The sequence below is a fragment of the Methanothrix thermoacetophila PT genome, assembly GCF_000014945.1.
In the GTDB taxonomy this organism is placed as follows: domain Archaea; phylum Halobacteriota; class Methanosarcinia; order Methanotrichales; family Methanotrichaceae; genus Methanothrix_B; species Methanothrix_B thermoacetophila.
In genome coordinates, this window is the sequence record NC_008553.1 from 1,232,067 (window position 1) to 1,246,576 (window position 14,510).

At 55.5% G+C, this 14,510-nt stretch carries 15 protein-coding genes; 7 read left to right on the plus strand and 8 right to left on the minus strand.

All coding sequences use genetic code 11. The features are described 5' to 3' along the window. Positions 1-9: 9 nt before the first annotated feature. Both moaA and MTHE_RS05985 read right to left on the minus strand, forming a co-directional pair. Entirely contained in the window at positions 10-906 is an 897-nt protein-coding gene (gene moaA, locus MTHE_RS05980; protein ID WP_011696323.1) for a GTP 3',8-cyclase MoaA, read from the minus strand. A 142-nt stretch (positions 907-1,048) separates the two neighbouring features. Beyond that, positions 1,049-1,441: a hypothetical protein gene (locus tag MTHE_RS05985; protein ID WP_011696324.1), complete on the minus strand. Its 393-nt coding sequence runs from the start codon at positions 1,439-1,441 to the stop codon at positions 1,049-1,051. 401 nt (positions 1,442-1,842) lie between these two features. Between MTHE_RS05985 and MTHE_RS05990 the strand changes: the two genes are divergently transcribed. The 3 genes from MTHE_RS05990 (at position 1,843) to pyrH (ending at position 4,484) form a co-directional block, all read left to right on the plus strand. Beyond that, a complete protein-coding gene (locus MTHE_RS05990; protein ID WP_011696325.1) occupies positions 1,843-2,742 on the plus strand; it encodes an NAD(P)/FAD-dependent oxidoreductase in 900 nt (299 codons plus the stop codon). A 4-nt stretch (positions 2,743-2,746) separates the two neighbouring features. Then, on the plus strand, positions 2,747-3,688 hold the full coding sequence (locus MTHE_RS05995) for an archaeosine biosynthesis radical SAM protein RaSEA (RefSeq protein ID WP_011696326.1): 942 nt from the start codon (positions 2,747-2,749) through the stop codon (positions 3,686-3,688). Positions 3,689-3,812: 124 nt separating this feature from the next. Beyond that, positions 3,813-4,484 carry a UMP kinase gene (pyrH, locus tag MTHE_RS06000; RefSeq protein WP_011696327.1) on the plus strand — a complete coding sequence of 224 codons (672 nt, stop codon included), beginning with the start codon at positions 3,813-3,815 and terminating at the stop codon, positions 4,482-4,484. Here the strand turns inward: pyrH and MTHE_RS06005 are convergent, their stop codons facing one another. The 3 genes from MTHE_RS06005 to hisI are packed head-to-tail and all read right to left on the minus strand — an operon-like array spanning position 4,485 to position 6,855. Continuing rightward, positions 4,485-5,351, minus strand: a complete 867-nt coding sequence (locus MTHE_RS06005; protein ID WP_011696328.1) for a CBS domain-containing protein — start codon at positions 5,349-5,351, stop codon at positions 4,485-4,487. It abuts the gene before it with no gap. A 24-nt stretch (positions 5,352-5,375) separates the two neighbouring features. Beyond that, the gene (locus tag MTHE_RS06010; RefSeq protein ID WP_232840831.1) at positions 5,376-6,485 is read right to left on the minus strand and encodes a radical SAM/SPASM domain-containing protein; all 1,110 of its coding nucleotides are present in this window, start codon (positions 6,483-6,485) and stop codon (positions 5,376-5,378) included. 4 nt (positions 6,486-6,489) lie between these two features. After that, positions 6,490-6,855 carry a phosphoribosyl-AMP cyclohydrolase gene (gene hisI / locus MTHE_RS06015; RefSeq protein ID WP_011696330.1) on the minus strand — a complete coding sequence of 122 codons (366 nt, stop codon included), beginning with the start codon at positions 6,853-6,855 and terminating at the stop codon, positions 6,490-6,492. A 212-nt stretch (positions 6,856-7,067) separates the two neighbouring features. On the opposite strand from hisI, the gene MTHE_RS06020 reads away from it, so the two are divergent. The 4 genes from MTHE_RS06020 to MTHE_RS06035 all read left to right on the plus strand — a co-directional run bounded on the left by MTHE_RS06020 (position 7,068) and on the right by MTHE_RS06035 (position 9,615). After that, a complete protein-coding gene (locus MTHE_RS06020; protein ID WP_011696331.1) occupies positions 7,068-7,748 on the plus strand; it encodes a DUF2162 domain-containing protein in 681 nt (226 codons plus the stop codon). Continuing rightward, positions 7,745-8,389, plus strand: coding sequence for a MotA/TolQ/ExbB proton channel family protein (locus MTHE_RS06025; protein ID WP_011696332.1), 645 nt, complete (start codon positions 7,745-7,747; stop codon positions 8,387-8,389). Before MTHE_RS06020 ends, MTHE_RS06025 begins: the two co-directional genes overlap by 4 nt. Further along, a complete protein-coding gene (locus MTHE_RS06030) occupies positions 8,364-8,711 on the plus strand; it encodes a DUF2149 domain-containing protein (RefSeq protein WP_175265861.1) in 348 nt (115 codons plus the stop codon). The genes MTHE_RS06025 and MTHE_RS06030 overlap by 26 nt, the downstream gene beginning before the upstream one ends. A gap of 163 nt (positions 8,712-8,874) precedes the next feature. Then, entirely contained in the window at positions 8,875-9,615 is a 741-nt protein-coding gene (locus tag MTHE_RS06035) for an MBL fold metallo-hydrolase (protein ID WP_175265862.1), read from the plus strand. Between the two features lie 100 nt (positions 9,616-9,715). Here the strand turns inward: MTHE_RS06035 and MTHE_RS06040 are convergent, their stop codons facing one another. From MTHE_RS06040 to MTHE_RS06050, 3 genes are all read right to left on the minus strand, one after another. Next, entirely contained in the window at positions 9,716-10,381 is a 666-nt protein-coding gene (locus MTHE_RS06040) for a segregation/condensation protein A (RefSeq protein ID WP_011696335.1), read from the minus strand. Then, a complete protein-coding gene (gene smc / locus MTHE_RS06045) occupies positions 10,369-13,884 on the minus strand; it encodes a chromosome segregation protein SMC (protein WP_011696336.1) in 3,516 nt (1,171 codons plus the stop codon). The genes MTHE_RS06040 and smc overlap by 13 nt, the downstream gene beginning before the upstream one ends. A 119-nt stretch (positions 13,885-14,003) precedes the next feature. After that, positions 14,004-14,474 (minus strand): hypothetical protein, encoded by a 471-nt coding sequence (locus tag MTHE_RS06050; RefSeq protein ID WP_011696337.1) that lies wholly within the window; start codon positions 14,472-14,474, stop codon positions 14,004-14,006. Positions 14,475-14,510 lie beyond the last annotated feature (36 nt).

The window sequence follows — 14,510 nt, forward strand, 5'->3', positions numbered from 1 at the left end:
ACTTACCGCTCAGCGGCCGGCATTCGCGTTTCCATCGAAAAACGGTGCCCTCCTCTTCACAGCCTCCAGGATCAGCCTCTCGATCTCATCCGGATCCGTCGATTTTATCTCCAGGAGGTTGTCGTTTCTCAGGAGGCATGGCTTCAGTCTTCCATCCGAGGTCACCCTGAGCCGATTGCAGTGCGCGCAGAACTCAGTGTTGTCCATGGGCCTGACGATCTCAACAACCGCGCCGTTCAGAAAGTACTTCCTGCGCCTGTGCATCTCTCTTGTCAGGACCATTTCTGCCTCCGACTCAAGCAGCCTCTCCACCCTCTCCAGATCACCCTTTGGGCCATCCCCTAGGAGCTCGATGAGCTGCAGAATCACTCCTCTTTTCCGGGAGAACTCGATCATCTCCGGAATCTCGCGCTCGTTCTCCCTCAGAACCACCATGTTGAGCTTTACAGGTCTCAATCCGGAGAGCTGAGCTGCCTCTATCCCATCGAGGACCCTCTCCAGGTCGCCCCCTCCTGCGCCTGTGATTCGCCTGTACATATCAGGATCCAGCGAGTCCAGGCTTATGTTGACCCTCGAAAGTCCGGCTGCAGCAAGCCCTTCAGCTCTATCTTTCAGGTATACGCCGTTGGTGGTGATCGAGATCTCGACCCCGGGTGCGACCTCCTTGAAGCCAGCTATCATCTCCTCGAGATCACTGCGCATCAGCGGCTCTCCTCCTGTTATCTTCACGCTCCTTATTCCGAGACGTGATGCAGCGTTTACTACATTCACCGCCATCTCCCTGGAGATCTCCCCTCCCGTCACCTCTCCCTCGTGATGGCAGTAGATGCATCTCAGATTGCATCTGGATGTGACAGATATGCGCAGACCTGTGACCTTACGTCCGTATGGATCGATCAGGACCATTGTGCTGAAGAATCGACTGATACTATTTATCGGATTTGCTGTGCATAAGTTGTATGGAAAACGTTCATGACCAGATGAACAGGGTGGCAAATCGCTCGGCGCGCAGACAGGCGCGTTAGTGTATGTTCTGCGATTACAGATCTCAGTAACCTCCGAGCCGCCCGAGGGAGCGCTTGAGGTAGCTGAGCAGCGCCATCGAGAGCATCATCGAGAGAGCGAGCGCTGATATCGCGTCCTCCCATCTGATGTCGCTCATCTCCATGAGGTACACGACGCCGCCTGAGAGGGTTGTGAGGAGTGCTGTTGATAAAAGAGATACAAGAAGCGACGCAGCCACCGATCCCACCTGGTATCGCTCAAAGAGCGCGACGAATATGACGAAGCTTATCGCGGTTATCACGAGTATCAGGGAGTGCGGAAGAGTCGGGCCGTACATGAAGACCTGAATGAGGCCAAATGCGAGAAGAACAATGGTGATCCCGAGCAATGTGGAGGCCAGGAACGCCCTCAGGACATAGCTGTCGCGCGATATCATCTATAATTTGTTTGCTTTTATTGAATATAAGGATTCTCTTTTTCCCAGAATAGTCCTCTCGCATACAGAGATTCTGAGTGGAATTGCGATATGCCAAAAAGCCGTGGAGAAAGGGATGCTCAGAGTTCAGCATTCGCTCTTATCCATATGATGGCTTGCCAGAAGAGACACAGGTCTTGCTATGCACTTCTGGATGCTGAATGATTTCAGCAACCAGCTTGTATGTCCTTCAAGTTGCTAGAGACAAAAGAGCGTCAGCATTTACGCCATCTATCAATCCTGTTATATAAGATAGTTGGACGAAAAGAGCTTTTGTGGAAAGATGGCGTAGCCCACACAGTCATGCTCTGAGCGATCGTATTATCTACCATTAACCAGCAAACTAACTTTGGTGTCTTCCCTTGTATGACGTCATCGTTGTGGGTGCCGGTCCGGCGGGTCTGACTGCCGGCATGTACTGCGCCAGAGGTGGCATGAAGACATTGATACTGGGAAATGTCTACACCTCACAGCAGTCAATGGGCGGACTTTACGAGAACTACCCTGGATTTCCGGATGGCATTCAGGGCATCGAGCTCTCGGAGCGGATGCTCTCTCAGGCGCAGAAGTACGGGGCAGAGTACAGGCAGGAGATGGTCGAGAAGATAGTCCACCTGGATGACACGTTCAGGATCAAGACCGAGAGCTGGGAGTACGTCTGCAGAGCCCTGATCCTTGCCACCGGTGCGAGCCACAGGAAGCTTGGAGTTCCGGGAGAGGAGAAGTATGTCACAAGAGGTCTATCATACTGCGTTTACTGCGATGGCGCCCTCTTCAGGGACAGAACGACGGCCGTTGTCGGCTATGGCAACGGCGCGGCCCGGGCGCTGCTGTACCTCTCGAACATATGCAGCAGGGTCCATCTTCTATGTCCGCGGGAGAGGCTTGTTGCCGAGGCTGTGTACCTCGATCGGCTGAAGGGCATCAATAACATAACACAGACCTTCGGCGTCGAGGTGACACGCATCACAGGAGATGAGTTCGTCAGCGGCATTGAGTTCGTGGTCGGGGGGACGCCTAGGTCTCTGAAGGTGGACGGCATATTCGTGGAGATGGGGGTCTCTCCAAACACAAAGCTCGCGGAGGATCTCGGGCTTGAGCTGACCGAAGGAGGATTCGTGAAGGTCAACCGCCTCACACAGGAGACATCGATGCCGGGCGTGTTTGCAGCAGGAGATGTCACGGGAGGAAGAATGCAGGTTGCAACCGCGGTCGGCTCGGGCGCATCAGCAGCTATAAGCGCAATGCGGTATATCAGGTAGAATGATGAAGAGCGCTCGATCCCCTGTTGCAGTCTGGCGCGGCAGGGATCTTTTTGATGGAAGGGTTGCCGAATCCACTACAGTGATACTCAGGACCAGGGGCTGCAGATGGAACAGGTGTGTGATGTGCGGATATGCACAGGAGGGGGTCGATGCGAGCGCTGAGGATATCATCGCGCAGTTCAGATCGATACTCGATAAAGTCGAGGGCGCGGAGCTTGTCAAGATATATACCAGTGGCAGCTTCCTCGATCCTGCTGAGGTTCCTGAGGCAGCGCGCCTTGAGATACTGAGATCGCTGAGAGATATGGATGTTAGGAGGCTTGTCATAGAGTCCAGGCCGGAGTACATCGATCGCCTTGCGCTTGAGCAGATTCTCAGTTTCTTGGATGCGGAGATAGGCATCGGGCTGGAGAGCTCAAGCGATCTTGTGAGGACGTATCTGATTAACAAGGGGTTCACGTTCTTCGATTTCACAGGAGCCTCTGATATGATACACTCTCTCGGAGGCCGTGTTAAGACCTACCTTCTCCTCAAGCCCCCCGGGCTATCTGAGATGGAGGCGATCGCTGATGCAATGAGGTCTGCGAGAGACGCAGAGCCCTACTCGGATATCATATCACTGAACCTCTGTAACGTCCAGAGGAACACACCGCTTGAGAGGATGTGGCAGCGCGGCGGTTACAGACCCCCCTGGCTCTGGTCAGCGGTGGAGGTGCTCCGAGAGGCTTCGCTGAAAATTCCGGTGATATGCGACCCTGTGGGTGCGGGTGCGCGGAGGGGGCCGCACAACTGCGGCACATGTGATGGTTATGTTGCGGCTGCGATAAGATCTTTCTCACTGAGCCAGAGCCGGGCAGATCTCAATGTGGATTGCAGCTGCCGCTCAGTCTGGAGGAAGGTTCTGGAGCTCGAGGATCTCTCCTTCGGAGTTCCACTGGTTTGATCAGAGAACGTGTTGAGCCTGTGGCACACGCAGCAACAACCGCAGTTCGCTCAGGACCGCCCGTCGAGCAGGGCGCACAGGAAAGTGTTATGAGCCACCACGCTCTCCCAGAGTAGGGATTCAGATGATCGTGGTATACTCTCTGGGCGGATCTGTTCTCGCAGCACAGGATTCCGCCGGCCTCAAAAGATATGCTGAAGCGTTAAGGACGATCGCAAGGGACAACCAGGTCTATGTGGTCGTCGGGGGAGGGGCCCTCGCGCGTGAGTACATAGGGAAGGCGCGCGACGTGGGCGCGAGCGAGGCCCTCTGCGATTCGATAGGGATACTGGCGACCAGAATGAACGCAGCTCTCCTGGCCGCGGCACTCGATGGGTCTGCGCCCTTCAGGGTGCCTGAATCTTATGATGATGCTATCGAAGCATCAAAAACATACAGGATGGTGGTCATGGGTGGGGTATCTCCGGGACAGACAACAGACGCGGTCGCAGCCCTCCTGGCGGAGTACACCCGTGCGACACTTCTGGTCATCGCCACATCCGTGAACGGCGTTTACACCTCAGACCCGGAGAAGGATCCGGGGGCTGTGAAGATCCCCAGGATGGGTGCAAAGGACCTCTCCAGGATGATGAGCCAGATCGAACTCAAAGCAGGCTCGAAATCCCCTGTGGATCCGCTTGCAGCCAAAATAATCGAGCGGAGTCACATCCCAACAGTCGTTGTTGATGGGAGGAATGTGGCCAATCTGATCAGGGCGATAGATGGCACACACGATGGCACCGAGATTCGCAGCTAGCTATGCTGGAGTCAGCGATCGGATTATGTCCAGGGGGTTGACCAGACCCCATGGCACCCCACCTTCGGTGACCACAATCTGGGCTGCACCTGTCTTGCCCATGATCTTTATCGCCTCGTATATCAGATCGTCCGAGTCAATCGTCAGATATCCTCTGGTCATGATCTCTCTGACATCAACACATGTGCGGCCCTCTGCAATCGCTCTCACGAGATCCGACAGGCTCACAAGTCCTGGCGAGCTTTCATCGACGAGCGCCTCACTCACGCCGTTATGTATCATGGTTCTGGCGGCGTCCTGGATCGATGAGGAGGGGCTGATCCTGACCGCGCGGCGTGCGATCTTTTTCACGGGTATCCTCGGCACCGAGATCATCTCACTGACCTTGAATATCAGCCTGCTCATCGTATCGTCCCTGCCGGTGACCTCTCCCTTTATGTAGAGCCTGTTCACCGGAGTTGGCCCTATCTCGATCTCATCTCCTATGTTGAAATCTCTGACATTCCCTGTGATCCGAACCATGCCGCTACAGCTGTCGTGCTGCATGACCTTGTTGAATATGATCTCGCTCGCAGAGGCGCCCTCAACCTGGACGCCGTTCTTGATTATCGGCACATCAACGACATCGCCGCTGTTGTCAAGGCACAGCGCCTCATAGGCAGCTCCAGTCGCCTTGTATCCGCCCTTTGGCCCCGGGACCCCCTCCACGAGATTCAGCGCCTTGAGCGACTGCATCTGGTTGCGTATAGTGCCAGGGTTGCGGTCGATCAGCTCTGCGATCTCTTCTCCCTTTACAGCTCTTCCCTCACGTCGATGTATGTTGATCAACGCGGTTAGTATATCCCTCTGAACTGGTGTTAGCTCCATAGCAATACGGAGTTACCATCATTATTACCTATTTAGATTTTTGGATGGCCCTTTTAATCGCATAGGGCATCTGTTAATTCCTTTATAAGGAAAATCTGACATCCTTTTCCAGATTCTGGATAGCGATTCTCTGAGACCGTTTCCATAACTCTTCGGGTAGCATGCGCACGGGTACACGTCGCCAGATGGTGTGACATGCATCCAGCTTCTCCCCGCGAAGCATCCTAAGCGTTTGAGCGCCGCAGGCACGGAGAATATCCTCGGCGGGGGTGCGTTTGAGACGAACATCTCCAGCGCAGAGAGATCTGAATCATCCAGCATGATATCTTCTGAGCCGGCGCACCTGCCTGTCGGCACGACCTCGAAGAACGTGAGCTCATGCACGCCCATTTTGCGCGCGAGCTCGTGGAAGCTCTGTAGATGCATTATGTTATCATGCCTCAGCACGACGTACAGGTCTACCAGCAACCCTGCGCTCAGCGCATGCTTTATAGCGTTCATCGCATCTCTGTACACACCCTTACGCCCACGGATGGCGTCATGCTCCTCCTCCAGGGGGCTGTCCAGGCTCACGTTCACCGCCTGGAGCCCCGCATCTCTGAGCTGCTTCGCCAGACCATCTGTGAATCCGGCGCCGGATGTGAACATGGTGGTCACCGCCCGATCATCCACGTAGCTCACAAGCTCTGGAAGCTCTCTGTACATACACGGCTCCCCGCCATCGAATATTATGAGTGTGGATCCGAGATCGAGCGCCTGATCTATGATCCTCTGGACATCCTCAGGCTCAAGACTGAGATGTTCTCCAGTATCCGGCAGCGCGCAGTGTTTGCATCTGTTGGGACACTCCTCTGTCACGGATATCGTGATCTGGTCAGGGGTTCTTCTGCCGAGGGATGCGAGTACCTGGCTCCTGACAAACCGATCGAACGCCCTGCTCGGAACAGGTGGCAACCATGTGGATATGTACAAAGACTCTCCAGCGAATGCAGGGATGTTTCCATCTATCATCGAGAGGGTAGATGAGATCGCAGGAAGCCTTGAGAGAAGACCATCAGCCCTGACCCGGATTCTCCCCGAATCGACAGATGCCGTCGCCTTTAAAATAGGAGTGTCGCAGAGCGTGTAGTTCAAATGATCACCGCTTGTAGACCTCATCCGGATCGAAGATCCTCTTCCCGACTATCCTCCCGTCCAGGGTCCTGTAGAAGCAGGATCTGTATCCGGTGTGGCATGCACCCCCTTTCTGCTCCACCTTCAGAAGGATTGCGTCCTCATCGCAGTCGACGAGTATCTCTTTCACAATCTGCTCGTTTCCTGAGGACTCCCCCTTACGCCACAGCTTCCCCCGCGACCTTGACCAGTAGTGCGCAACTCCGGTCTCGAGTGTCTTGGAAAGCGCGATGCTGTTTATGTACGCCAGCATCAGCACCTCTCCCGTCTTCCAGTCCTGTGCTATTGCTGGAATCAGCTTGCCCTCCGGGATCTCAACCATGCTCATCATTCCAAGAATGGTGGATGTACCGTATAAAGCTTGGGTGCTGTTTCTTTCATATGCAAGTGCCCCTCCTCCAAGGCCATTCGCCCTCGAGGGCGCCATCAGGATTCGCATGAACCCGCGCTAACGCCTGTCTGGAATCGATCTCGATTCTGCCCGCAAGAGATATATCCAAAAAAACTTGACCTTAAGCCAATTAAGTTTAACAGGTGATCGGCTTGGATGTTGCAATCGCGCTCGGCGTTCTTACGGGGCTGCTGATATTCGCACTGAAGGCCAGCATGGGATGCGGGCTTGCGCATCTCAGCTGCAGAGAGATCGTACTGGTCGCATCAGGCTATCTCCTGGTGGCCACTGCAATGGGCTTTGTAATCGATCGAATGTCCATAGATCTGATGGCAGAGATGATCAGAGCAGGTGTGGCGATGCACACAGTTCTGGCAATCTGCCTTGTAGCCCTCGGAATGCTCACGCTGAGAGAATGGAGGCGCTCCGGTACGGACATCTCACGCAAGACCTTCTGGGCACTCTCGATCCCATGCCCTGCATGCATGGTGGCGACGTTTCTCTCGTGCGGCGTTCTTGCGGATGTCATCAAAATCTCACCTGCGAGAATCGGCGCAGCTGTGGGCCTCATGCTGTTCGTAACGATCACCTCGATCTCGCTGCTTCTGAGACGTATTCGAGGAGGGCCGGATATCATCGGGCGGGTGATGATGCTCCTGGGAGGGTTTTACATCCTCTCGATAATGCTCCTCCCATCATACATCCAGCTGCAGAAGACATCTCTGGACTGTATAGCACCTGAGATGCATTCCGAGCTCGTTCCATCTTATCTGATCTTGCTGTTATTGATATCCATAGGATACGTAATCAGGAGGAAAGGTGTGATTGTATGATCTATGAGACCACTGTCAGCCTTCTCTACATCTTCTCCACATCTCTTCTCTACCCGGACATGATCTGCCTGCTTGTTCTGTTCGGCTGGTCGCTCATCCTGGTTGGATCCGTGATCCAGGAGTACACATCCAGGAGGAGAGACGTTCACGAGCTGGAGGAGGTGACGCTCAGGGCAGCATCCCTCGCATCCTCCGGGAGAGAGAAGGAGGCTGCAGAGGTCCTAAGTGGGTACAGATCCCCCCAGCTGGCTGGCGTTTTGGGGGAGATCGCCGCTTCTCTTGAGAGCAACATACTCCGCGTCAGGCTCGAGAAGATACTTCAGGATGCTGAGCTGGATATGGCCAGGAGGCTCGAGCCTCTGCGCATTGGCATGAGGGTGGGGCCGATACTGGGCCTGATGGGCACACTGATACCAATGGGCCCTGCGCTGGTGAGCCTCTCAAGGGGAGATGTGCAGTCGATGGCGGCGAGCCTTATAATAGCGTTTGCAACGACTGTTATAGGATTGGTTGTTGGTGGAATATGCTACTGCTCCCTTCTTATCAGAAACAGGTGGTACCATCAGGACCTGAGCGATTTGGAATATTCCGCGGCTATTCTCAGGAGGGCTCTGGATGAGAGGCCGGATGGGCATTCTTGATGAGATCGATGGGGACCCGATGGAGGGTGTCGCCAACCTCTTCGATATCGCGATGGTCTTCGCTGTGGCGCTTCTCCTCGCGCTTGTCACTGCTTACAACATCTCAGAGCTTCTGGATCCAACGTCCAGCGTCACCGTTGTGAAGAATCCCGGCGATCCAGATATGCAGATAATAATAAAGAATATGAGCAGCATCCAGGTCCTTAACATGACGGAGCAGGTCGGAGGAGGTCAGGGGACCAGGATAGGCACAGCCTACCGGCTCAAGAGCGGCCAGGTGATATACGTCCCAGAGGATGAGAGATCATCCTCTCCTGCATGAGCATCGAGAGCGCATGCGGATCTTTGATATATAGTAGCGGTGCAAACTCCGATATCCAGGAGGAAGTCACTGACCCACAAGCTGCATGGTGGAGAAGACCAACATATGCCAGCACAATCCGGTGGAGATTTCAGTGATGTGTGTAGGGGCGAGAGGTGAGCGAATGAACGTCATTCTTCTCGGCACAGGGGTGGGGATACCGCAGGCAGATCGTGCGCAGTCATCTCTGCTCATTCGTGATGAGGATGTGCTGCTCATCGACTGCGGGGCGGGCGCTATTCTCAGGCTTGGTGAGATCGGCATGAGCCCGCTTGAGATCGACACTGTGCTTCTCACGCACCTCCATCTGGATCATGTTGCAGATCTCCTGCCACTCGCAAAGGCGAGGTACTTACTTGGAGAGCCCTGGCTCAATATCTGGGGGCCTGTCGGCACAGAGGAGCTGATGAGATCGCTGCAGTCCTTGTACCCTTATCTGCGTTCGATAAAGCTGGACGTCACAGAGATCAGCGCGGGATGCAGATTTGAGATATGCGGATTTGGGGTGTCCAGTGCATCCGCGATCCACAGCGTTCCGGCGCTGTGCTACAGGATCGAGGGCTCCCGCACAGTCACATGCTCCGGGGACACCGAGCCGGCTGCAAGCGTCTCTGAGCTCGCATCAGGCTCCGACCTGCTCGTCCATGAGTGCTCGTTCCCGGATGGATTTGAGGTGACGAATCACACAACTCCAGCAGCACTCGGCCGGATTGTGAGTGATGTCGGGGAGATCATACTCACACACTTCTATCCCCAGTGCAGAGGTCTGGAGGAGGACATGGCGCGCACGGTGGAGCAGCTCTCTGGAATCAGGACCAGAGCGGGAATGGACCTGATGAGCATTTATGCGAGTGCTGGAAAATAGAGAGCATCAGGGCGCAAACTCCAAAGGAGAGGAGGTCACAGAGAATCAGAATCTATCAGACCCAGAGACGCCGGTTTACAGAGCTGTTGTCCAGCGGCGCTCACATTCCCCCTCCGGGGCGGGTGATGAAGAGATCCCCAAAGAACTGCTCCTGCTCGAGCCATATCTGCTTCCTCTGAGCCATGAAGAGGAGCGCGAGGTAGTTCATTATCCGGTCGCCCTCGATCTCCTTGATCTCGACCATCTCTTTCATGCTCAGCATATCCTCTATCACAGGAGAGAGCATCTTTATCCTCTCCTCGACGTTCTCCTCATGGGAGAGGTCCAGTATCTCCTCCTCTGGCTCCGCAAGGCGCTGGCGTATCGCTCTCTTTCTCCCAATCATCTCGGCCTTTTTGAGCTCAGCTATCAGCTCGTCAAGCGTGACAGGTCGTCTGGTCCGGCGGCGGACTGGCGGCTGAGGCAGGGTGTACGCCACATCCTCATGTGTCTCGACAGGTGCCTCCTCGATCTCCTCCTCTTCCTCCTGCTCCTCCATTGCATCTGACTTCATTCTGAGGAGGATCGCGGCGTACAGAAGAGTCCTGGCAGGTATCCGCAGATCCCTTCGCTCCAGCGACTCGACGTACTCCAGGAACCTCTCGGTGGTTCTAACTATATCCACATCCCAGGGGTCGAGCTCCCCCCGCCTGGCGAGCTCAACCAGCACCTCAGCCGGGTCGCTCATCTCAAGACCTGCGTATGGATCAGGTTTCAGCTCAGACATATTCCGGTCACGCTGCTGATGTTCTTTTCCTGCATCGAGACACCGATTGTGTAGCTGGCCTGCTGTATCATGGGGCGCCTCAGCGATACCACTATGAACTGCGCATCCCTGGAGATCCTGCGAATCATCTTAGCCACCCGCTCCACGTTCGCCCCGTCGAGGAACATGTCGATCTCATCCATCGCGTAGAATGGAGCAGGCCTGAACCGCTGGATCGCGAATATCAATGAGAGCGCGGTGAGACTCTTCTCCCCACCTGACATCGCCTCAAGCCTGTGGAAGACCTTGCCAGCTGGCCTCGCTCTTATCGTCATACCCCCGCTCAGCGGATCGTCAGGGCATTCGAGCACAAGCTCACCATCTCCTCCGGAAAGCTCGTGAAATATCTCCCTGAAGTTCTGGTTCACAGCAGCAAAACAGCTCATGAAGGCATCTTTCTTGAGCTGATCGTATCGCTCCAGCTTCTCTATGATGCCCTCCCTCTCCCTGTGAAGAACCTCTCTGCGATCGCTCAGGTTGCGGAATCTTTTATCAACGCGCTCGTACTCGTCGATGGCGAGCATATTGACAGGCTCGAGCGATGCCATCTCCTCCTCCAGCGCTCTGATCTTCGCAGCTATCGTCTCGCTCTTGGGGGGAGCCTCAGAGGGATCGATGCCCGCGCTCTCAATCTCGGATCTGAGAGACTGCATGCTTATGGAGATCTCCTCTCTTGCCCCTGAGACCGCCGTAAGCCTTGCATCGAGACGCTCGATGCTTCTCTCCATCCCGCCTATCTCGCGCTCCTTGCCGATTATGCTCTCCATGAGAGACCCCCTCTCCCCTTTCAGGCCGTGCAGCTCCCTGTCGAGATCCTTTTCTTTTCTGCTCAGCTCATCCAGTGCGGCCCTGAGATCCTCCATGCTCGAGAGCGCTGAGCTGCGCCTTTGGATCGCATCATTCTTCTTGAGCTCCAGGAGCTCTTTCGTACGCGCAAGCTCATCCAGCCTGTTCCTCAGGTTCTCCTCCTTAAGTCTGCAGCGCATGATCTCGGAGTCCAGATCCATGATCCTGGACTCGAGCCTCCTGATCTCGCCTTCGAGCTGCTCCGCCCGCTCCATCATCTCAGGGATCCTGGAGCCCTGCATATCCCGCTCCAGCTTCTCCCTGAGATCTCCCTTCTCAGAGAGCGCGGACTCGAGCTCCTGCATCTCCTGCTCCAGCACTGTGAGCCTGCTCCTCCACTCCTCGCTCTCCCTCTCCATCTCCGAGAGCCTGGACTTGCGTTCCTCGATGTACCGCTCCATTCTGCCTCTCAGCGCTCGCTTCTCCTCCAGCAGGAATGTCCTCCTCGAGATCTCCTTGTCTAGGGACTCGAGCTTTCTGCTGATGGATGATATCTCCTCCTCGACGGAATCGAGCTTCTCGAGCAGCTCGCCTCTCCTCGCCTCTGTGGCTGATATGCGTTCTGATATCCCCACAAGCCTCCTGCTCTCCTCTGCTGCGAACTTCAGGCGGGATGTGTAGTGTCCACCTGTCATCGCGCCGCTCCGCTCGATCAGATCTCCATCAAGTGTCACCATTCTGTATCGCCCGATCATCCTCCTGGCGGTATCGAGATCCTCAACGACGAGCGTGTCTCTGAAGACGTACCAGAAGGCAGGGTAGAAACGATCATCAAATCTTATCAGGTTCAGGGCGAAGTCGATGACCCCTGGCACCCTTGGAACCTCAGGCAGCGATCCTACCTCCATTTTGTTGAGTGGTAGAAATGTCGCTCTGCCTATCTGGGATCTCTTGAGGTAATCTATCGCAACTGCTGCATCCTCATCGCTCTCCGCGATCACGCTCTGGAGCCTTGCACCAGCTGCGACCTCAAGCGCCGCAGCATACCGCCTGTCAACCTCTCCGAGATCCGCGATCGTGCCGCAGAGGCCCTGGAGTATGCCACGCTTCATCGCAGACCTCACTGCCTCTACTGCTCTGCTGTAGCCGGACCTCTCCTCGGCTGCCCTGACCTGGGCCTCGACCCTCGCGTACTCGCTCTGCAGCCTCTGGAGACTCCTGTCGAGCTCTGCCAGCTCCCTGCGGAGGCTGAGCCTCCTCGACTCCAGCTCCTCTCTTCTCTTATCGAGATCCATTGCCTCTGAGGCGATGGACTCAACCTCCCTCTCGAGCCTCTCAGACTCTGTGGATGCAGCAGAGATGCTGCTCAGCGCCTCTGTGATCTCTGTGGCGATCTCCTCCTTCTCCATCGAAGCTCTGCGGATTGCATCGAGAAGCCGATCCCTCTCTCTGAGTCTCTCTCCGATCTGGGAGCGGGTATCCTCAATCTCTTTAATCAGCTGAGCCAGCTCTTCCCTGTATTTGGCGAACCTGCTATCAGCATCGGAGATGTTTGCTCGGAGCGATGAGAGCTGGGATCTCTGGTCGTCCAGCTCCCCCTGAATGCCAGCCCGTCTCATGGCTTTATCACTGAGCTGCTCGGAGATGGCAGCGATCTCAGCTCTCACCCTGTCCATCTCGATGAAGCACTGGCTAAGGGATCTGTCCGCCTCCTCTATATCTGCATCAGCGGCCTCGATCCTCGTCTCCTCCCTCGCGATCTTTCCCCTGATCTCTTCTATCTCGCGCCTCACCCTGAGCTGCTCGTCCTCCCCCTTGTGGCTGATCTCGCCCTCCACGGCCTTCAGCCGCTCCTCAAGCCTCCTCAGCTCCTCTCTTCCAGCCTCAAGGCTCTGTAGAAGCTGAGACTTCTCGGAGGTGATGGATGTGATCTCATCGTCAAGCGCGCTGATCTCGGCCTCCGCCTCTTTGAATCTTGCAAGCAGAAGATAGGCTTCCTGCTTCTTCCTCTCCTCACGACATGCCCTGTATCTCAAAGCCCTGTCGCGCTCGGCTTGGAGCCGCCTGAGCTGCTGGCCGACCTCCTCGAGTATGACATCCACGCGGGCGATCCTCTCCCTGACGACATCGAGCTCAGCCATTGCGCGCTGTTTCTTCTCCTCGAACTCGGAGACTCCGGCGATCTCATCGATTATCCTTCTCCTCTCCGTGGGGCCCATCTCGATTATTCTCGTGACGTCCCCCTGCATCACCACATTGTAGCCTTCAGGGGTTATTCCTGCTCTCGCCAGATGCTCCTGGAGCTCGGCCTGGGTGCATGCCCTTCCATTCAGGTAGTGCTGCGCATGGTACCTCTCGCCGTTGACCTTTATGCGTCTCGTGATGACAACCTCATCGCTGTCCACAGGCATGGTTCTGGTGCTGTTATCGAGCCTCACAGTAACCTCTGCGAAGTCCGGGGCTCTTCCGTCATCGCCGCGGTAAATCAGATCCGGCAGCCTCTCAGCGCGCATCGCCCTGGAGCTCGTGAGGCAGAGCGAGAAGAGGAGGGCATCTATGATGTTGGATTTTCCGCTTCCATTGGGCCCTGTGACGACTATGAAGTCCTTTTTAAGCTGTACGAGAGCCCTTCTGCCGAACGATTTGAAGTTCCTGAGCTCGATCTCCTTGATATGCAAATGCTGCCTCCAGGCATCGGATCAGAGACGACCGCTCCTCTCAGTGTGAGCTTCGGATATGGGCGTGCCAGAGCTGTTGAGTCAGCTCATTCATGCCTCGGTTCCTGGATTTCACTGTATCAGATCAGCGGGTAGTAGTAATCCGTTGGTGTCCTCACTATCGTGCCGAGCTGCTGCGCTCTGACCCATGGATCGTCTGAGAGGTACAGCGGCGACAGCGGGAGACCTTCCTTCAGGGTGGCATACCTGCTCCCGTTCAGGTTAACTATTGTTCCGAGCGGCATCTCACCAAGCCAGTCTGAGGTTATGTTCGTGTAGTTCACAGTCATATCCGGAACGAGCTTGCCTCCGACGATCCTCTTCCCCTTGGGAGCCCCACCCCAGCTCCAGAGGTCGTTCACCTGATCCGTCTCCACAGGCGGCTCATTGTACCTGAGAAAATTCTGGAGCCATGCCCTTCCGAACTCTCCACCCACCTGCTGGCCGGATACCGGAACAAATGCCTCATTAGAGGTCTGTGCTGCAACAACCCCGGCAACCAGAGCAATCGTGAGTAAAGGAATAAGCATTCTGATGGACATCCTGATCATCCAGAACCCCCATGAAATGATACCACAGATTCACCC